17 protein-coding genes, 1 tRNA gene and 1 pseudogene are annotated in these 18197 nt (G+C 65.5%); 8 read left to right on the plus strand and 11 right to left on the minus strand.

Annotated elements, in window-relative coordinates; genetic code table 11:
- The first annotated feature begins 170 nt into the window (after nucleotides 1-170).
- From P5G59_RS10785 to P5G59_RS10795, 3 genes are all read left to right on the plus strand, one after another.
- Entirely contained in the window at nucleotides 171-1376 is a 1206-nt protein-coding gene (locus P5G59_RS10785; RefSeq protein WP_301218838.1) for an exonuclease domain-containing protein, read from the plus strand.
- 23 nt (nucleotides 1377-1399) lie between these two features.
- Nucleotides 1400-1846, plus strand: a complete 447-nt coding sequence (locus P5G59_RS10790) for a hypothetical protein (protein WP_301218840.1) — start codon at nucleotides 1400-1402, stop codon at nucleotides 1844-1846.
- Between the two features lie 1015 nt (nucleotides 1847-2861).
- A complete protein-coding gene (locus P5G59_RS10795; protein ID WP_301218842.1) occupies nucleotides 2862-5438 on the plus strand; it encodes an AAA family ATPase in 2577 nt (858 codons plus the stop codon).
- Between the two features lie 620 nt (nucleotides 5439-6058).
- Here P5G59_RS10795 and P5G59_RS10800 read toward each other — a convergent pair.
- Nucleotides 6059-7531, minus strand: coding sequence for a hypothetical protein (locus tag P5G59_RS10800; protein WP_301218844.1), 1473 nt, complete (start codon nucleotides 7529-7531; stop codon nucleotides 6059-6061).
- Between the two features lie 434 nt (nucleotides 7532-7965).
- Here P5G59_RS10800 and P5G59_RS10805 point away from each other — a divergent pair, with 434 nt between their 5' ends.
- Complete coding sequence (locus P5G59_RS10805; RefSeq protein ID WP_301218846.1) at nucleotides 7966-8541, plus strand: HD domain-containing protein; 576 nt, start codon at nucleotides 7966-7968, stop codon at nucleotides 8539-8541.
- On the opposite strand, the gene P5G59_RS10810 is transcribed toward P5G59_RS10805, so the two are convergent.
- Together P5G59_RS10810 and P5G59_RS10815 are read right to left on the minus strand one after the other, a co-directional pair.
- The gene (locus P5G59_RS10810) at nucleotides 8529-8999 is read right to left on the minus strand and encodes an NUDIX hydrolase (RefSeq protein ID WP_301218847.1); all 471 of its coding nucleotides are present in this window, start codon (nucleotides 8997-8999) and stop codon (nucleotides 8529-8531) included. The two genes, P5G59_RS10805 and P5G59_RS10810, sit on opposite strands and share 13 nt — an antisense overlap.
- A gap of 4 nt (nucleotides 9000-9003) precedes the next feature.
- Nucleotides 9004-9738 (minus strand): helix-turn-helix domain-containing protein, encoded by a 735-nt coding sequence (locus tag P5G59_RS10815; RefSeq protein ID WP_301218849.1) that lies wholly within the window; start codon nucleotides 9736-9738, stop codon nucleotides 9004-9006.
- A 253-nt stretch (nucleotides 9739-9991) separates the two neighbouring features.
- Between P5G59_RS10815 and P5G59_RS10820 the strand changes: the two genes are divergently transcribed.
- The 4 genes and pseudogenes from P5G59_RS10820 to P5G59_RS10825 all read left to right on the plus strand — a co-directional run bounded on the left by P5G59_RS10820 (nucleotide 9992) and on the right by P5G59_RS10825 (nucleotide 11754).
- On the plus strand, nucleotides 9992-10348 hold the full coding sequence (locus tag P5G59_RS10820) for a hypothetical protein (RefSeq protein ID WP_301218851.1): 357 nt from the start codon (nucleotides 9992-9994) through the stop codon (nucleotides 10346-10348).
- Between the two features lie 54 nt (nucleotides 10349-10402).
- Nucleotides 10403-10630, plus strand: coding sequence for a helix-turn-helix transcriptional regulator (locus P5G59_RS20770; protein WP_363324683.1), 228 nt, complete (start codon nucleotides 10403-10405; stop codon nucleotides 10628-10630).
- Nucleotides 10630-11040: pseudogene (locus tag P5G59_RS20775) on the plus strand (site-specific integrase); the annotation flags it as partial. The gene P5G59_RS20770 and the pseudogene P5G59_RS20775, both read left to right, overlap by 1 nt.
- Before the next feature lie 105 nt (nucleotides 11041-11145).
- Nucleotides 11146-11754 (plus strand): tyrosine-type recombinase/integrase, encoded by a 609-nt coding sequence (locus P5G59_RS10825; protein WP_301218853.1) that lies wholly within the window; start codon nucleotides 11146-11148, stop codon nucleotides 11752-11754.
- Nucleotides 11755-11798: 44 nt separating this feature from the next.
- On the opposite strand, the gene P5G59_RS10830 is transcribed toward P5G59_RS10825, so the two are convergent.
- From P5G59_RS10830 to P5G59_RS10865, 8 genes are all read right to left on the minus strand, one after another.
- Nucleotides 11799-11890: transfer RNA gene (locus P5G59_RS10830), tRNA-Ser, on the minus strand.
- A gap of 70 nt (nucleotides 11891-11960) precedes the next feature.
- On the minus strand, nucleotides 11961-12587 hold the full coding sequence (locus P5G59_RS10835; RefSeq protein WP_301218855.1) for a DUF2510 domain-containing protein: 627 nt from the start codon (nucleotides 12585-12587) through the stop codon (nucleotides 11961-11963).
- A 60-nt stretch (nucleotides 12588-12647) separates the two neighbouring features.
- On the minus strand, nucleotides 12648-13439 hold the full coding sequence (locus tag P5G59_RS10840; RefSeq protein WP_301218857.1) for an inositol monophosphatase family protein: 792 nt from the start codon (nucleotides 13437-13439) through the stop codon (nucleotides 12648-12650).
- On the minus strand, nucleotides 13436-14140 hold the full coding sequence (locus tag P5G59_RS10845) for a glycerophosphodiester phosphodiesterase (RefSeq protein WP_301218859.1): 705 nt from the start codon (nucleotides 14138-14140) through the stop codon (nucleotides 13436-13438). The genes P5G59_RS10840 and P5G59_RS10845 overlap by 4 nt, the downstream gene beginning before the upstream one ends.
- Nucleotides 14137-15195 (minus strand): ABC transporter ATP-binding protein, encoded by a 1059-nt coding sequence (locus tag P5G59_RS10850; protein WP_301218861.1) that lies wholly within the window; start codon nucleotides 15193-15195, stop codon nucleotides 14137-14139. The genes P5G59_RS10845 and P5G59_RS10850 overlap by 4 nt, the downstream gene beginning before the upstream one ends.
- Before the next feature lie 11 nt (nucleotides 15196-15206).
- Entirely contained in the window at nucleotides 15207-16028 is an 822-nt protein-coding gene (locus P5G59_RS10855) for an ABC transporter permease (protein ID WP_301218863.1), read from the minus strand.
- On the minus strand, nucleotides 16028-16975 hold the full coding sequence (locus tag P5G59_RS10860; RefSeq protein WP_301218865.1) for an ABC transporter permease: 948 nt from the start codon (nucleotides 16973-16975) through the stop codon (nucleotides 16028-16030). The genes P5G59_RS10855 and P5G59_RS10860 overlap by 1 nt, the downstream gene beginning before the upstream one ends.
- Nucleotides 16975-18126: an extracellular solute-binding protein gene (locus P5G59_RS10865; RefSeq protein WP_301218867.1), complete on the minus strand. Its 1152-nt coding sequence runs from the start codon at nucleotides 18124-18126 to the stop codon at nucleotides 16975-16977. The genes P5G59_RS10860 and P5G59_RS10865 overlap by 1 nt, the downstream gene beginning before the upstream one ends.
- Between the last annotated feature and the right edge of the window lie 71 nt (nucleotides 18127-18197).

Here is an 18197-nt window from a genome sequence, read left to right on the forward strand (position 1 = left end):
TCACCACAGGCCCCACACCGCGATCGGCAAACTCCCGCCCATCAGCCGAATCTCAAACAACCTGCCTGGGCACTACAACTAATTGCGCGGATGTGTCCAGGTGAGTGTCACCCATTTTGGCGGCTTCGGGTACGTCGCCCTCGTCGGTAGCCTCGCTAGGGAGGTGACGCATGGGCAAAGGGTTCGCAGTCGTCGATTTGGAGACGACGGGCCTGTTTCCCACGAAGCATGACCGCATCGTGGAAATCGGGATAGTACTGGTGTCGCCGGACGGCGAGATCGAGGCCCGACACGAGACTCTTGTTAATCCGAATCGCGACATGGGCCCGCAACACATCCACGGCATCACAGCTGCAGCAGCGGCACGGGCGCCGCTATTCGAACAAATCGCTGCCAACGTCGCTCACCTCCTAGATGACCGCGTCCCGGTCGCGCACAACGCATCGTTCGATTCCAGGTTCCTCGGCTTCCAGATGGCACAGGTCGGCAAGCGAGTGGCCGAGCCCGAGCGATGGCTGTGTACCATGCGGATGAGTGAGGGCGTCTCTGGCTACCGCCGGTTGGCTGAATGCTGCTCGGCGGTCGGAGTGGAACTGGCTAACGCCCACAGCGCTGCTGGGGACGCGCTCGCCACGGCACAGCTCCTGAGCCTGTATATGCGGACCGTGTCGGATCGGCCTTACTGGGACTCGTGGCTTGCTTCGGCTGGCCGCTTCGGCCCATTCACAGTCGACCCGAGCGTTCGATGGACCGCTCGCACTGACGTTTTCGAACAGGAACACTCCTTCGTCAAGCGACTCGTGGGCTCGCTGACGGTCACTCGCCTCGGAGCGCAACTCAACGTCGACTACCTCGCCCTCCTCGACCGGGTACTCCTAGATCGCGTCGTCTCGGTGTCAGAAGCCTCGGCGCTCGAAGCGCTCGCCCGGGGGATCGGTCTTACCCCTGATGATGTCCGACTTGCACACCGCGCATACTTTGATGGGCTCGTCGCGACGGCATGGGAGGACCACATCCTCACCCAAGCCGAATCGGCAGAGATCCGAAGCATCGGCGAGATCCTCTCCATCAACGAAGACGTCGTCGCCACCTCGCTGGCCGCGGCTCCGGCAACACCCGCGCCGCTGATGACAAGCGGCTTCCGCCTCCAGCCAGGCGACATCGTCGTCCTCACCGGAGAGATGGCAAAGCCACGAGAGGCCTGGGCCGAGGTCCTCACCCGTCTCGGGCTCATCGTGAAGAGCAACGTGGTCAAGAAGACGAAGCTCCTCGTCGCCGCAGACCCCGACTCCCTCTCGGGAAAAGCCAAAACCGCCCGCGAATACGGCGTCACCATCGTCAATGAAGCTGGCCTCGAGAAACTCCTCGATGCCTAGCAACCGCCTAGGGTAGCGGACACATGGCCAGACTACCGAGCGATGTAAAACGCCACGTCCACCGTGACACCAATGTCACGCTCACGCGACTCCGAGATCTGAGGCGCGAACCTCTTAGCGTCCGGCTCCAGGTCGAAGCCGAGCTGCGACGCCGCGCATCGGACGATTCACCGAACCTCGAGCTCACCATCGCCGGACTTGCGGTTGCCTTCATTGCGCTTCTGGTAGCGCCGACAAGTCCCGCGCACCTTCAGCACGTTTCCTGGCCGAGCAACATCATCGCCGGAATCATCATCGGGATCGGTGCCGCGATCATTGTTTCGCCGTTTGCGATCAGAGCGCTGGCGGCGCAGGAACGACGCGTGCGAGCTACCGTGTGGCTGGCGGCGTACGCGGAGGAGCCCGGAGCGACAACGCACCTTGCTCGCCGTGGACGTGTACTCCGGCGCAATCAACACGGGGCGCGGTAGACCTGGAACCACGCTATGCGCTCGGTAGTCGTGGTCGCCGCAGCCGACGCTGTTCCGCTCAGGCTTGAGGGCCTTTCCGCCGCCCGATCGTAGCTCCCTCCCGGTGCTCCGTGCCGGGCTTTCGCGGCGTATCCTCCTCCGCTGCGCTCCCCCCGGTACTCCACGGTCCCGGCACTGCGCACCTCCCGCTCGCTCTCGATCACCCGCCGGAAAGGCGCTCAAAACGATCGACCTTGGGAGTGAGTGAGATGCGGGTATTCAGCATCGACACCAGCAACATGGCCCCAGAGCTGCAAGGCGGACTCCTCGGTGTGGAAGGGTCCTCCAACCCGACTCCCGCAGAGAAGAAGGAATGCGTAGAGACCGTCAGTCAGTACGTGACGGATGGGTGGGCGATCGCCGCCGACCCGCACACTCCGATCGGATGGCTCGCGGCGGTCACCGCGGAGACAGCATGCGTACCCTTCGTCAACCTGGCCCGGCTCGCCGCATATCCGCGGCCCCAAAGGGAATCGGCTTAGCCCTCGGCATCATCCGGCAGAGGTCTCTGCTTGGGGCCGGACCCAACGACTTTCGGCTTTGCGCGTCAAAACCGGCTTGGAAACACAACGTGTAGGTATGAGGGCATTCAATTCGGACGCAGCACCGCAGGGCAACTCGCCTGCCCGGTCGTTGGCGTGCCGGACGCGGCCGGTCGTCGCCGTTCCCGGAGGGAGCGGACTCGGGGAAAAGCAGCAGCGCGCGCCAAATGCGCGCCAAAACGCCCGGCGAACCGGAAGTAGTAAGTAGAGGGACTTTTCGAACAGAGGACAAGACCGTCCAATTTCGGAAGCTCAGACCAGGTGCGAGGGGGTGAGCGCAGGTGCGAGGCGGAGTAGCCAGATGGAAGCGGGGACAGCAGTCCCACGGCGTCAAGCAAGCGGTCAACTACGCCTTCAGTGGCGTCTGTGACGCCACCCTGACCGCCAAAACCGCCGACGGTGTCATCGCCGCCGCCGGATACGCCGACGCCGTCATGACCCGATACATCGTAGGGAACGGTGCCATCCGCGACGACCTCCTCACCCGGGACCATCTCAAGAACTGGGTCGACGGACTCGACCCCCTCACCGGGGAGCGGCGGGGCCGTGACCTCGAGTCGCCTGTCGCGGACCTGATTCTGGATGCGACGATCAACGCTCCGAAGTCGTTCTCGATCGCCGCCATGCTCGACCCTGACCTCGCCGCCGCGTATGAGGACCTCCAAGACCGACTCCGCGACCGAATTGTGAAGCTGTGGCAGTCCGAGCTCAACGCTCGCCGCGGCAAAGGCGGCGCCATCCGCGAGAACCTGGCCCGGATCGAAGTCGTCGAACTCCGCCACGAACGCTCCCGCTCCCTGGACCCGCACAAGCACCGCCACCTCTGGCTCAACGTCAAAGTCCAAGGCGTCGACGGCAAATGGTCCAACATCGACACCCGCGTTGCGCTGCGGTTCCAGAACGTGATCAACGCCGAAGGCGACCTCGCCTCCCGCACCGACCCGGCATGGATCCGTGCTCTCGCCGCGAAGGGGTTCACTCTCAGCGAGGACGGGGAGATCGCCCAGCTGCAGCATCTTGTGCGGCCGCTGTCGAAGCGTTCCGCGCAGATCGAAGCCAACAAGATCACTCGCATCGCATGGTGGAAGCAGCAGCACCCCGGCCAGGAGCCGTCCCACGACGTGCTGAACCAGATCGATCGGTGGGCGTGGGCCGCGGGCCGACCGAACAAGCCCAGCGGCCTGAACGAGGACAACTGGACCGCACTCATCCGCAACGAACTCCTGACAGCGGATCCCGCGCTCCGCCAGGAGCGCTTCCCAATCGAGGTAACGTCAGCGTCGATCGCGGATCTCGATCTCGAATTGCTCGCCGCAAAGGCCATCGTCGACGCTGACGCTCGATCGACCGGGACCGGCGGACGGTTCAGCGTGATGGACCTGCGGGCAGGGGCGATCCGCGCCATCGCCTCCACCGGCGTCATCGCCAAGCGCGCAGACCTAGCGACGATAGCCGATCAGGTCGTCGCCGCTAGTCGAACGCTCACTGTCACGCTTCTCGATAACCCCGATGTCCCGGCGCACATCAAGTCCCGGATGGCCACTTCTACCGCAGCGTTGAAGGCCACGATTGCCAACCGCATCGAAGCGCTGTCGGCTCCCGGCGCAGCGGCCCCGGTCGGGGAAATCGCGGCGATCGCCCATGCCCTCGACCCGGAACGCGTCCTGGACATCGACCAGACCGACGGCGCATCCGCCATCGCCGGGACCGCGTCCGTCGTCGCCATCACGGGCGCCGCCGGCACTGGCAAAACCACCATGCTGAAGGTCGCTGGCACGGCGCTGCGCCGCCAGGGTCGAAACATGATCATCGTCGCGCCTACCAGGAAGGCTGCCACCGTCGCCGGTCGCGAAACTGACAGCGTCGCGTCCTCCCTCCACCAGCTCCTTCACGACTACGGCTGGCGGTGGCGAACCGGCATTGCCGGCAACACCGAATGGACCCGGCTCCAGCACGGCGAGACCGACCTCGCCACGGGGCGGCGATACCAGGGTCCCCGCACCCGGATCCGCCCCGGTGACCGGATCGTCGTCGACGAGGCTGGCATGCTCGATCTCGAGGCCGCCAACGCCCTCATCGACATCATCCACCGCACTGGCGCCACCGTCGCGGTCGTCGGCGACGACTACCAGGCCCTTCCCGTCGGCCACTCCGGCGCCATGGCTCTCTTCCGCCGGTCTGCGTTCGAAAAGATCGAGCTCACCCAAATCCACCGCTTCCGTGACCCCAGTTGGGCAGATCTGTCCGCCCGGTTGCGTTTCGCAGACGGCGCAGCTGAATCTCAGCACATCGCCGGCGAGCTGATCCGAGCCGGGAACGTCCGAACAGTCGGCAGCCAGGCTGAAGCTCACCAGATGATGGTCGATGAATGGTTCTGCGCGTCACGCCGTGGCGAATCGATAGCGCTTGTAACCGCAACGCACTCGGAGGCGCAGACCATAGGCGAAGCGATCCAGGCTCGAAGGATCCAAAACGGCCAGGTGGACGTTCGGCAGTCCGCGATCGGCCAATCCGGACAAACGATTTTTGTCGGTGACGTGGTCCAGACACGACGCAACGATCACGAATCCGGGGTGGAAAACCGACAAGGGTGGTTTGTCCACAACATCACTGAGACTCACCTGACCCTGGTCTCCACCACAGACTCGTCGAACCTAAGAAGGGTCACGACAGACTATGCAAGCTCACATCTGCATCTTGGCTATGCCTCCACCGTCTACGGCGTCCAGGGAGAAACCACCGAACGATCCATAGTTGGGCCGGGCGTTGATGCGGCTGGCCTGTACGTCGGCCTCACCCGCGGTAGAACAAGGAACGAGGTCGTAGTGGTAGCGGGCACAACCCAAGGCGCCGCCTCCGAACTCGCTGCCACAATGCAGCGACAGCCGACCGAAGAAACGCTTCAGAAGTCCCGTACGGCAGCGCGTCAGGAATGGTTGCGCGCAGCGCGGACGGACCCTATGCAGACGGTCGTAACTAGTCTGGAGATTGCGTCGCCGCTGACGCGCTGAGCATCGACAGTTTCGATCAGCCGTGAGCAAGCCCTGACTGCACTGCTGCACGCCCTAGCCTGCTACGACCTGCAAGTGAACCGTCCCGCGCGTGATAGTTGAGCAGAGCCACGCCGAGTGCATCCGCCCGTTGCTGTGCTGTTGGTCGGACACCGCCTTGGATGAATATCAACGGGCGGCGTCCATCGAACGCCGCAAGCGTCGCTGCGGCTTCGATCGGGCCAACGTCGAGATTGCCCCGACCGTTATCCACCCAAGCCAAGTAGCGTGAGCTGAACAAGTCGCAGAGATCCTTCGCCTGCCCTGACGACGCGACGGTGTCCATCGCCCCGAGGTAAACCATCCACTCGCGACACAATTCGATTGCTTCCTCCGCGGAAACCCCGAAGGGCCTCGGCGCGGGTTCTACAGCGTCCACGAACTCTAGTCTCCACTAGGCGACCGATGACAGCGAGGGTGCGCCGAGCGAGCACGCGCTACGCACCCGCGCTCCCCTGCGCGCCATCCCGGTCGGGAATAGGCCGCGGGGCGGGCGCGACTCGGCCAGGGAACCGAGCGACCAATCCTTCATTCAGTTCACGCCACTAGGTAGCCGCGAATCTCCGTGTGTCAGTCAGCGGCTAACTCGCGGCGGCGTCTTCGGGTCCTGGCGTTTCGTTTGCCCCGGCGATTAGTTGTTGGGCGGTGAGATGGTCGGGGATACGTGCCGCGGCCTGCACTCGCATCACGACAGCCGAGGGGTGGCGGAATTCTCGGACTGCAGCTACCATCTCGTCCCACGGTCCACCCATGTGGTATTCACCCCGTGCGTTTTCCCACGACAAGGGCACCACCACCTCGAAGCTTCTATAGTCCTTCCCACCCTCAGCGGGCCTCACCTCCACTCCCGCGTCCTTCAGGAGCTTCTCCATGCGCCCGGAATTGAACACGGCCATGATCACTAACCGATGACGGATTAGGTCGCGAATTGCGTTGCGCGGGACCTTCCAGAGAAAAAAGGGCAGCGTCAGTGTCGCTGGAGTGTTGTCGTCCAACGCCGGAAGCTGATTGATCGTGAGGCTGTTTCGAGGCCCTAACTCTTCGTGCATCACGGTGCGACGGATGTCCTCAGCGAGGCCCCCCGACTGCATATCTTCGCCAGTGACCCCATTGCGGTTATAAAAGAGCGCATAGCCTACGAACCCGTCGAGCGAGAAGTACGCGTATCCGTTGCGTCGCGCAGCACGAATGGCCGCACGAAGTTTCCCCCACTCCGGTTCTGGCTCTCGCTCGAGCTTTAGCGTGAAGATCCGTTCGGTTCCGATTTCAGTGAGCTCGTGGAAGGGGGCGTTCTTACGGTCGCGGGCGACGTCCATCCTGGCCATCTGACGATCGATGCGACGATCGGGTCGCCGAGCAGCCGGTTCGGCCAGCGCGGATTCGCCAGGCGTAGTTGCAATTTGGCCCGCAATGTCTGGAAACGGTTCATTGCTCACTGCCATCACGTGCAGCTCAACGTCCTGCTTCCCACTCGCATCGACCTCGCCCTCCCCCACTCGCGAGACCTTGAGTTCAAACGTTCGGTACTCGGCCAGGGGCTCCCGTCCACCCGTCGGGCGCATGAATGTGAGGTCTCCGACTCGCAGGATGTCGGTAATGTCGTGGACGATGGGCAGCCCCCATTCGGCTCTCGTGTTCGCGCGCGCGAAAGCTAGGGTTCCGTGATGGCTGTCGGTCATTGCCGAGGGAATCGGAACCGGCGATTTCTGGTAGAGCGAGTGAATGACTTGTCGATCGAACAATAACGTCACCCACGCGAGGGAATCACCGAGAGTTCTGCTGAGGAGTCGAACGTTACGAAGTTGCTCTACAAACAGATGAGTGTTGGCGTCTCGGGGTCGACGTTGTTTGGCTGCAGCAATGTCCTTCTGAATCTCTATCTGCAGCCTGAGTATCGACTCTTGTAGGTCAAGAAGTGCAGGGATGCCGTTGCTAACGAATTCGTCCTGTCTCACGTTAGGAGCAAGAATTTCGAGACGTCGGAGGTAGCTGCGTACCCTTCGGTCGTCGCGTGTGGACAGGCTCGGTTGAGCGCCGGTCGAGTCCTGTCCCATGACGACAGGCTAGTGCTGACGTCCGACACCAACACCCGCCGCAGCGGCCAGACGGTGGGCCCACCTTGTTTAGGCGCGCAGGCGGTGACAACGAATCGATCCGCAATCGCCGCGGGACGACCAGCCGTCACCGGCTGGATCGGGAATGCGCGCATCGTATGCGGCGGATCGATGTCGCCGTCACTCAACAGATGCCTAGCGGCCCTATTTCTGGCCGTTTGTTCGATCACAATTTTCAAAGCGGTGAGTAAACGGTGAGTTTGGCCAAAAACCATTGAGCGGGTAGTCTGGGCCGCAGCCTTACTTCCCAGTGTTTTACTGGGATTCCGGGCCGTGCGAGTGTAGTTCAATGGTCATGCGGAGCGAGGGCGCACCCACATAGCCCGAGTTACTGCGGGTGCCATGCCCACGCGGTGCGCCTACGCTATGTAGCGATGAACCAGAACCTGGTCGACCGAGCTCGAACGCTTGCAAGCGAGCGTCTGGCCGTTGCCATGCCCCAGCGCTGGGCGCATGTCCTTGGCGTCGCGAGAACTGCGTCCGATATCGCCCCAAGGCTTCTCGTAAGAGACGCCGACGAGATCGTTGCCGCGGCTTGGCTACATGACGTTGGCTACGCACCGAGCATCGCAATGACGGGTTTTCACCCTGTGGACGGGGCGAGGTTCGCCAAGTCTGCTGGTATGCCCGATCTCGTTGTCTCGCTCATTGCGCACCACTCGGGAGCCAGTGCCGAAGCCATCGAGCGCGGACTTACTGCCCAACTGGCGGAGTTCGATCGTCCACCCGGTGTTGTTCTTGACGTGGTCACATACGCGGACATGACGACGGCGCCCGACGGGACACCAATCGACGCCGAGAGGCGCGTATCGGAGATACTTTCTCGCTATTCGAGCGATGATCCGGTGCATGCAGCGGTCTCGCGATCGTCTGTCGAGTTGCTTTCCTCGGTTGATCGGATCAAGGAGCAGCTTCGGTTCGCGCACGCTGAGGCTACTCAGCCGAGGTAGGGCACATTACGTCGTTCGAGGTAGTGGTCAATACGTAGCCTCATCGAAGGGTGCATCGGCAGATTGGCGATCTCCAGGGGTTCGACCCATGCGATTTCCGTCGACTCGGAATCGAAGGCGAGCTCGCCGCCGATCAGCTTGGTCGCGTAGCAGATCGAGAATTGCTGCCGGACTTCTCCGTCGTCGTACTTCATCACGTGATGGGGGTTCGTGTAGATGCCGACGAGGCCGGTGAGCTCCACTTCGAGGCCAGTCTCTTCCTTAACTTCGCGCACTGCGCAGTCCTCGATGCTTTCGCCGAGTTCCATGCCGCCGCCGGGCAATGCCCAGAGCTCGTTGTCCTTTCGATGCACGAGAGCGATGCGTCCTTGGTCGTCAAGTACGACTGCCGTGGTTGAGGGCACGACGCTGTTCGCCTTCGGCGCGTCAGGGTCGTTGTAGTAGTCGATTCGTGCCACTGCCTCAGCTTTCGATCGGGAACTCGGCCGGCCTTGCGCTGCTCCACACGGCATCGAACGCGACGGCGTACGTGTCCCACAGTTCGGGCTCGGCCTCTCTGGGCAGCTCGATCACGGGGTTCTCTCCGGCCGGGGAGCCGAAGATGTGGTGGTTGGCGTAGAGCATGTCGTCGATGAAGAACATCGAGGTGTAGAGAGGCGTGCCATGCGTGCGAATTTCAACGCCCTCGACGCCACCCAGCGGCTCGAGGTGGACAAGGGTCATTCTGCAACGTGCGGCAAGTGCGTCGCCGATCCTCTCCTCCGAACCGCGCTGCAGGACACCCTCTGAATCCGGTGCGCCTACTGCAAAACGAATCTTCGTGCCGCGCGCTGCCGCTTCTTTGATGATGCGGGTGAAGCCATGAAGCGCGTCCCAAAGGAAGGTGCCCCCGTAGACGCAGATGTCGATGCGCTCGGTGGCAGCCTCGAACATCTCGCGCCACAGATCGATCGGGACGTGGGCCCGCGACGGGAACAATCGGACTTCGATGGTCGCGTCGTTAATGGCGTGTCGAATGCCGAAACGTGGCCATAGATCCTGAGCGGTGACATCAAGGGCCGCGGCAATCTCTTCGGCAATCCGAGTTTTGGGCGTGGTCTCGCCCCTGATCGCGCGTTGAACAGTGCGCTCGTCGCATCCCGCGCGAGAAGCGAGGTCGCGGATGCTTATCCGCCGCTTATCCATCTGCTCGGCCAAGAGGCGCCCAGTTCCGACGCCAGCCGCTCTTTGAATCACAGTCATGAGGCTCCCCAAACCAGATCTTGCCTGCAACCTCTGACACATTCTGACACTCGTCTGGCCTTCCACTGTCAGATTCGGCCGTGTGCACTCATTGTTGTGCCCGCCAACCGGCGCTGTCACCTGCAACGAGACGAAGGAAATAGGACATGCGTTTGAGCAATTTCGACGAAGCGCTATTCCCCGCGTTCAGCTCCGGTAACCGGGAGTGATGATGCGCAGCACGAGAGAGATCGGCACGGAGTTGTGCGACGGGATGCATCACTTGAGCGTGACCGTTACCGGGAGGCCTATCCCAGCACACGAGCTGTGCAACATCCTTGCGAATCTCGAGGCTGCCGGTGGCTACAACTTCGGCGAGGTGCTGAGCCGATTGGCCGGAGGATTCGAGCGATCGCTTCGTGAAGACGAGACCACCCCTACATCCGTTCGCGAACGACTCATTGCTTGCCTGGTGCGAAGTGCCGCAGAGCGCGCGCAACAGATCGCGCTGTGCCTCGAGGCCGCGCGTTACGAGTTGGAAGCGCTGGCGCCCTCAGATGTCGACGACTCGAGTCACATTCGGTGATTGGCCGCCAACGACATGAGCGCAAAGCCCAAAATAGGAGCAGTTGGAGGCGACATGAACAGCAGAAAGGACCAGGGTCGGGGCGACGCGAATACCGTTGCGCCACTACTTCTGACAGAAGCAGAGACGGCAGCGATACTCCGAATCGACCGGACCACACTCGCGCGCCTGGTCGATCAAGGGACTTGTCCGCTGAGCCCGGTGAATCTCACGCCACGGATACGTCGGTACCGGCTAGCTGACGTCGAGGAGCTGACGGGTTCCCATGTGGTGATGCCGTAATGGCAATCGATAGGCGCCCTTCCGGTAAATATCGCGTGCGCGTCTTTCTGGACCACGTAGTGGTCGGAACTCGATCATTCGAGCGAAAGGCGGACGCCCAGGCCTGGGAGAAGGAGCAGTACCGCGTTCTCTCGCTGGGAGGAATTCCCTCCCCCTCCTTGTCACTGCTGCCTGTCGCCGGGTTGATAGCTCGGTTTCTCACCGTCCGGAAGACGCGCGTTTCTCCGCACACGTGGCGTACCGACTCGGACAACCTTCGCCACGTGCCTTCGACGTGGCTGCGTCGACCGGTGTCCACAATCACCGCATCTGACGTACACGACCTGCTAGCACGTCTGCTGGCCGACGGGTTCGCGCGTTCGACCGTTACTCGGATGCGAGTCACCCTCTCCGCCCTATTCGAGTACGCCGTCTCAGAACACTTCGCACCAGCAAACCCCGTCCGGGGTGCTCGTATGCCTGTGGTTGTCGGCCTGCCTTCGCGACCCAAAGCGGATACATGGACGCCCGAGGAGATGTCGAGAACCGTCGAGGCGCAGCGGGTAGTTAACCCTGCAATGGCCGAGGTGACAGAATTTCTCGGGCTGACCGGCCTGCGGTGGTCCGAGCTGAGGGCGCTCCGCGTCGAAGATGTGGCGCAGATTCCGATGCCTGCGCTGCACGTATGGCGCGCGCAGTCAGACGGTTATGCCGAGAAAACGCTGAAGAGCAACTCCGGAGAGGTTCGGTCCCGAACGATTCCTCTGCGTCCGCGGGCGTTAGAGATCGTGGCCCCTCGCATCGAAGGCGTTCCTCCCGGGGCACACCTATTTCGTTCGAAGACGGGAAAGCAGCTGAGGGGAAACCTATTCCGCCGTCAGGTGCAGTGGAATGCCACAACGTGCCGCGGACTCACGATCCACGCCCTACGGCACTTCGCCATTTCGTATTGGTTGCTTCGCGGAGTGGACGTCAAGACTGCCGCCGAGTGGTCAGGGCACAAGAATCCGACGGTGCTGTTGTCCACCTACGCTCATGTCCTCGGGATCGAGGCCAACCGCGCGGCTCTCGCCCTTCTGGACGTACCCGCTGTCCCAGCGCTGTCCTGGGGCGCCGCTCCTGACAGCTTGAAAGGCCTCGAGTAATGTATTCTTGGGCCTCAAGATGTGGGGTCTGACCAGCATTTTTATGGCGGAGACGGTGGGATTTGAACCCACGGTACCCGTTAGGGTACTCCACCTTAGCAGGGTGGTGCACTAGGCCTGACTATGCGACGTCTCCAGCGCGACCGCGAGCGGACGCACGACAGCCATCATAACGGACGATGCGGGGGCGTCCGGACACCGTGCTCTCAGGCTCCGAGCGGGACGTTCTGGGTGGCGGTGCCGATGATCTCCGTGGTAATCCGGATCGCCCAGATCGTGCTGACGATGAGACTGAACGCGTAGACGCCGATCGTCACCCAGATCGGGGCGAGGCCGCGGCCTGGGGCGACTCCGCGCACGATCACGCTGCGGCCGATCGGGTAGACGACGCCGAGGAAGGACCACGCCCAGTGGAACGGTCGCTCGACGCCGCGGCGGAGGAGCTCGCGGTAGTCCAGCCAGGAGAACACGATGAAGGCGGCGGTGAGCAGCCAGCTCAGGCCGATCACGACGAAGTACATCGGGCCGCCGATGAGGGCGAGCGGGTCGGGGATGGTGACTCGGGACGTCCCCGGGACACCGTGGAACAGCACCTGCGGCTGGAGCAGGAACAGCAGGCAGGCGGACAGTGCCGGTATGGCGACGACCAGCCAGATCCACACCGTGTAGACGGGCGTGCCGGAGTCGAGCGGGCGGCGGCGCTGCTGCGCGGTGTACGGAGACGGCGCGGGCGCCAGCTGGTCGCTCCAGCGGGTGCCGTCCCACCAGCGCAGCGCGCCGGAGCCGTGCGGGTCGGGGTACCAGCCGGGGGCCGGGGTTGCCTCGTACGTCATGCGTCCTCCGTTCACCCTGCGGAGGGGTGCGCCACGACCCTACCCGACGCACCCCTGCGATCAGTGGACGACCGCACCGCTCCACAGGTCGTACAGCTCCGCGCTGACGCCGGGTGCGGCGACCAGGACGCCGCCGCTGGCCGGGAAGACGGCGGGCCGGCCGTCCTGGCCGAGCACGGCGGCTCCGGCCTCCGCGGCGATGAGGCAGGCCGCGAGGTGGTCGACCGGGCTGAAACGGTGGATGACGGCGCCGGCGCCGCGCCCGGCCGCCGGACCCAGCAGGGTGAGCGTGCCGGAGCCCATGACACGCAGGGTGCAGAAGCGCTCGGTCAGCGCCTGCGCGAGCGCGCCCATCCCGCTCCAGGCCTCGTGCCCGGCGAGCTCGCTGCTCACCACGCCGCCGACCAGAGAGTCCGTGGGCGGGATGGTCAGGGGGGCGCCGTCGCGGCGGGCGCCCTCCCTGGCGACGGCGTCGAAGAGCAGGTCGCGCCACGGGTCCGCCACCACGCCGACCAGCGGGCGGTCGTCGACGGCGAGCGCCAGCGAGAACGCGGTCCACGGGATGCCGTTGGCCAGGTTCGTCGTGCCGTCGACCGGGTCGAGGTACCACGTCGGCCGACCGGGCACCGCCTGGCCGCCGTACTCCTCGCCCACGAAAGCGTGGCCGGGGAACCACTGCGCCACCTGCTCCCGCACGTGCCGCTCGATCGACCGGTCCAGCTCGGTGACCAGGTCTGCGGGGTTCGCCTTGGTCGAGACCGAGGTCACGCGGTAGCTGCGCGTGCGGCCGATCGCCCAGGCGGCAAGCTCCAGGGCGAGGTCGCGGGCGTCGTGGAGCTCGTCGGGGCTCATCGTGCGACCTCCGCGGGTGTCGCGACCGTCTCGCGCATCGCGCGCAGCCGGTCTAGCTGGTTGGTGGTGATGGTGTCGACGCCGAGCGCGAGGGCGCGGGCGAGGTCGTCCGGTTCGTCCACGGTCCACACGGTGACGGGCAGGCCGTGCTCGTGCACGCCGCTCACGAACGCGGCGTCGGCGATGGGGAACGGGACGTTCACGGTGACGGGCGACAGCTCGGCCAGCTCGGCGTCCGACGGCACACGCATCGAGCGCCACGGGAGCCAGAGCCGGGCGTCGGCGTCGAGGCCGCGCAGCACGCGCATCCCGTCGAGGTCTCCGCACCAGTCGACGACCATGCCGGAGTCGGCCACGACGGCGTGCGCGGGCGCGGCGAACTCCGGGCTGTCCATGTCGATGACCAGGCGGCTGGCCACGCCGTCGAAGAGGGGCAGGACGTCGGAGAGCAGCGGCGGCCGGTCGTCGAGGCCGCCGAGGCGGGCGAGGTCGGCGGCGGGCACCTGCGAGATCGGGCGCGGGTCGAGCCACAGACGCTCCAGCGTCGGGTCGTGCAGCACGACGACCTGCCCGTCGGCGGTGAGACGCACGTCGATCTCCACCACCTCCGCGCCCTTCGCGATCGCCGAGCGGATGGCCGGGAGGGTGTTCTCGCGGAAGACCGAGGAGTCGCCGCGGTGAGCGGACGCGCGGGCGGTCATGCGACCACCGCCGGGACCGGCGCAGCGACGGGAGCCGAGACCGACGGCTCGACCAGCCGGCCGTCCCGGTAGACCAGCGCCGCGTCGATGGATGCGAAGACCACCTCACCGGCTCGCGGCGCCGCCCCCGAGACGTAGGCCGCGAGCGTTACGTCCTCGCGCCGCAGCCGCACCTCGTCGAAGTGCCCGTGCGGGACGACGCGCTCGACGATCGCCCGCAGCGCGCCCGGCCGCGGCGCGGTGCTCACGGTGACGTTCTCCGGTCGCACCCCGACCACATCCGGGCCGGGGTGGATGCGCGTCCCGTCGAACGTGCCGTCGAAGCGGTTGAGCGCGCCGATGAAGGTGGCGACGAACTCCGTCGCCGGCCGCGCGTAGAGCTCGGCGGGCGAGCTGAACTGCTCGATGCGTCCCGCGTTCATCACGGCGACGCGGTCGGAGATTGAGAGCGCCTCCTCCTGGTCGTGCGTGACAATGACGGTGGTGATGCCGAGGCGCTGCTGCAGGTCGCGGATGTCCTCGCGGACCCGCACCCGCAGCTTCGCGTCGAGGTTGCTGAGCGGCTCGTCCAGCAGCAGCACGTCGGGCTCCTGCACCAGCGCCCGCGCGAGGGCCACGCGCTGCTGCTCGCCGCCGGAGATGCGCGGCGGCCGGGAGTCGCGGTGGTGCAGCAGGTTCACCAGGCCCAGCATCCGGTCCACGCGGTCCGCGATCTCGGCGCGCGGGAGGCGGCGCAGGCGCAGCGGGTAGGCGACGTTCTTCGCCACGGTCAGGTGCGGCCAGAGCGCGTAGTTCTGGAACACCATGGCGCTCGGGCGCTTGTCCGGGCCGAGCCGGGTGACGTCGCGGCCTGCCATGACGATGCTCCCGGCGTCGGGCTGGAGAAAGCCGGCGATCATCCGGAGCGTGGTGGTCTTGCCGCAGCCGGACGGGCCGAGGAGCGAGACCAGCTCGCCGCGACGGACCGTGAGGGAGAGGTCGTCGATGATGGTGCGACCGCCGAGGGTCTTTCCGAGACCGTTCAGCTGCAGGCCTTCGGGAGCGGGAGAGGACACGGGTGTCTCCTTCATTTGAGCTGGAAGCCCTCGGCGAGCTGCCCGCCCATGACGTGCTTGCGCACGGCGAGCAGCAGCACCACCGAGGGGATGGCGAGCAGGATGGAGAACACGGCCGCCACCTGCTTGGGGAAGTTGAGGACGAGGCTGTACATCTCGGTCGGCATCGTCAGGATGTCGGGGGCGCCGACGAGATACGTGCCCTGCGCCTCGTCGAAGGCCGCCAGGAACGCCATGACCGCGCCGACGAGGATGCCGGGCAGCGCCATCCGGAGGGTCACGCCGAAGAAGACGCGCGCCCGGGACGCCCCGGCGTCGCGCGCGGCCTCCTCGAGCGACCGCGGCACGGCCGAGAAGGCGGCCGCCGGGATCCAGGTCATGAAGACGATCGTCCCGAGCAGCTGCACGATGACGATGCCGGCGACCGTGTTCATCAGCCCGAGCGCGTAGTAGAGCGAGGCGAGGGTCGCGAACAGGCCCATTCGCGGGAAGGCGTTCGTGGCGAACAGCCCGATCAGGAACAGCCGCCGCCCGGGGAACTCGAACCGCGCGAACGCGTAGGCGGCGGGCAGGCAGACGACGGCCGACACGAGCACGACGAGCGGCGTGATGAGCAGCGAGTTCTGGATGGACGACCCGAGCGCCTGGTCGCTGAAGACGGTCTGCCACCAGCGCAGCGTCCAGGAGTCCGGGAGCAGGTTCGGGTAGGTCCAGCGGTCGGCGAAGGCGTGCATCCCGAGCCAGAGCAGCGGCCCGAGCACGAAGACGAGCAGCACGACTGCGAAGACCGCCGCGAGCGCGCCGCGGAGGGCGGTGGAGAGAGCGTGCGGCATCAGATCCGCCCCTCCTGCCGGGCGCTGCGGAAGTTCGCCCAGACGTAGAACGCGCCGATGACGGCGGCGGCGAGGAAGACGACGAAGGCCATCACCAGGGACTGCTGCGGCTGGTTGTACGAGGTGAAGTAGCTCGCCAGCGCGACGCCGAGCATGGTCGGGGCGTTGGGTCCGGTGAAGTACGGGACCGTGTACGAGCCGATCACGCCGATGGCGGTGAAGGTGACGGCGATGACGATCGGCACGGCGCACATCGGCAGCAGGATGGTGCGCACGATCCGGACGGTGCCGGCCCCGGCATCCCGGGCCGCCTCGATCAGGGCGTCGGGCACCGACTGGAGGCCGGAGGTGATCATCAGCACGGCGAACGGGAGCGAGGTCCACGCCGAGCCGATCACGATCGCGATCGCGGTGTACGACCACACCGGGCCCTCCACGCCGACCTGGGCGAGCAGGCTGCGCAGGAAGCCGTCCGCCGCGTAGAAGGTCAGGATGGCCCACGACGCGATCACCACGGGGATGAAGAGCGGAACGATCGCGACGGCCGAGAGGACGCGAGCGAGCCATCCGCCGTGCAGCCGCAGGTACAGGCCGATGCCGCCGGCGAGCACCAGCACGATCGCGGTGCTCCCCACGGTGACGCCGAGGGTGAGCGAGAGATCCTGCCAGAACGCCTCCGTGGCGAAGACATCGCCGTAGGCGGCGAACGACGGAACGACGCCGTCGGCGCGATGCACGTTCTGGCCGACGGCCGCGATCACGGAGTTCAGGCCGCCGGTGAACCCGACGCTGAAGGCGAGTGCCAAGACGACCGGGACACCGACGAAGAGGGAGATGACGACCACGGGCGGCAGGGCGAGCAGGAAGCCCGCCGCCGCGGACCGCCGCGCGCGTCGTGCGCTGCGGTCCGCGGTGACGGCCGCCGTGGTGGCGGTGGCGACGGCCATTACTTGCCGGGGACCTTCTGGGCCCAGGCCTTGTTCATGTCGGACGCCACGGTGGCGAAGTACGCCGGCCGCAGGTGCGCGATGTCGGCATCCTTGAACAGGGTCTGCACCGAGGCGGGCAGCTTGTCGAGCGAGATCACCGGGTAGCCGGAGATGCTGTCGGAGACGAGCGTCTGCGCCGCCGGGCTGAGCAGCCAGGAGGCGAGCTTCTCGGCGCCGGCCTGGCGGGGGGAGGCGGACGGGATGCCGAGGTAGCTCGCACCGCCGGTCAGCGACGGGTCCGAGATCTGGGTGTAGGCGATGTTCGCCGGGATCTGGCCGTTCTTGTGGCCGGTGACGAACTGGTCGCTCCACACCGGGGCCATCGAGATCTGACCGCTGGAGAGCAGGTCGAGCACCTGGTTGTTCCCGTTCGGGTAGACGCCCTTCTGGTACACGTACGGGTTCAGGCCGGCGAGGGTCGCGAAGCCCTTGTCCCACGAGGTCTCGACGCTCGGGTCGGTGCCGGTGACGAGCTTGGTGCGGTCAGAGGCGGAGACGTTCTGGTCGAGCACGGTGGTGACGAACGACTGGCCGCTGCCGCCGGTGTCCGGGGAGTTGTAGGTGAACTTGCCGGGGTTCGCCTTGATCCACGCGAGCAGGTCGGCGAGGGTCTTCGGCGGGGTCGGCACGGTCTTGGTGTCGTACGCGAGCACGACGCTCGAACCGCGGTAGGGGATGCCGCCCTTGCCGCCCGCCGCGACGAGGTCGGCCGGGACGTCCTTCAGGCCGGGGACTGTGATGGGTGAGACCTTGGTCAGGAGTCCGGAGGCCGCGACCTGCGAGACGAAACCGGCATCGACGAGGTCATAGCCCGGGTCCTTCTTCTGCAGGGTGGCCGCGGTCAGCTTGGCGACGGTCTGCTGGTCGTGCAGGCCGTGGAGGTCGAAGTCGACCGAGACGGTGTAGCCGGGGTTGTCCTTCTCGAAGGCGGGGATCAGCGTCTTCTGCCAGAGGTCCTGGATGTTGGTGTCCGCGCTGAGGAAGACGGTGAGCTTCTTGTCGGCGCCGTCGCTTGCGGAGGCGGCGGAACTGCTCTGCGCGCAGCCGGCGAGAGCGAGCCCGGCGGCGGTGACGACCGCGAGCGAGGCGAACAGGCGGGTGGATTTCACGTGAGCGCTCCTGTGGTGGGAGGGGTGATGGGGGAGGTTGCCCGGCCGTTCGGGGCGAGCGGTTTCACGCT

It is taken from the genome of Leifsonia virtsii (assembly GCF_030433675.1).
Taxonomy (GTDB): Bacteria; Actinomycetota; Actinomycetes; order Actinomycetales; family Microbacteriaceae; genus Leifsonia; species Leifsonia virtsii.

What these genes read in the sequence shown, in the direction of transcription:
- P5G59_RS10785 (WP_301218838.1), top strand. Translation starts at nt 171, where the DNA reads ATGGGCAAAGGGTTCGCAGTCGTCGATTTGGAGACGACGGGCCTGTTT.
- P5G59_RS10790 (WP_301218840.1), top strand. Translation starts at nt 1,400, where the DNA reads ATGGCCAGACTACCGAGCGATGTAAAACGCCACGTCCACCGTGACACC.
- P5G59_RS10795 (WP_301218842.1), top strand. Translation starts at nt 2,862, where the DNA reads ATGACCCGATACATCGTAGGGAACGGTGCCATCCGCGACGACCTCCTC.
- P5G59_RS10800 (WP_301218844.1), bottom strand. Translation starts at nt 7,531, where the DNA reads ATGGGACAGGACTCGACCGGCGCTCAACCGAGCCTGTCCACACGCGAC.
- P5G59_RS10805 (WP_301218846.1), top strand. Translation starts at nt 7,966, where the DNA reads ATGAACCAGAACCTGGTCGACCGAGCTCGAACGCTTGCAAGCGAGCGT.
- P5G59_RS10820 (WP_301218851.1), top strand. Translation starts at nt 9,992, where the DNA reads ATGATGCGCAGCACGAGAGAGATCGGCACGGAGTTGTGCGACGGGATG.
- P5G59_RS20770 (WP_363324683.1), top strand. Translation starts at nt 10,403, where the DNA reads ATGAACAGCAGAAAGGACCAGGGTCGGGGCGACGCGAATACCGTTGCG.
- P5G59_RS10825 (WP_301218853.1), top strand. Translation starts at nt 11,146, where the DNA reads ATGTCGAGAACCGTCGAGGCGCAGCGGGTAGTTAACCCTGCAATGGCC.
- P5G59_RS10835 (WP_301218855.1), bottom strand. Translation starts at nt 12,587, where the DNA reads ATGACGTACGAGGCAACCCCGGCCCCCGGCTGGTACCCCGACCCGCAC.
- P5G59_RS10840 (WP_301218857.1), bottom strand. Translation starts at nt 13,439, where the DNA reads ATGAGCCCCGACGAGCTCCACGACGCCCGCGACCTCGCCCTGGAGCTT.
- P5G59_RS10845 (WP_301218859.1), bottom strand. Translation starts at nt 14,140, where the DNA reads ATGACCGCCCGCGCGTCCGCTCACCGCGGCGACTCCTCGGTCTTCCGC.
- P5G59_RS10855 (WP_301218863.1), bottom strand. Translation starts at nt 16,028, where the DNA reads ATGCCGCACGCTCTCTCCACCGCCCTCCGCGGCGCGCTCGCGGCGGTC.
- P5G59_RS10860 (WP_301218865.1), bottom strand. Translation starts at nt 16,975, where the DNA reads ATGGCCGTCGCCACCGCCACCACGGCGGCCGTCACCGCGGACCGCAGC.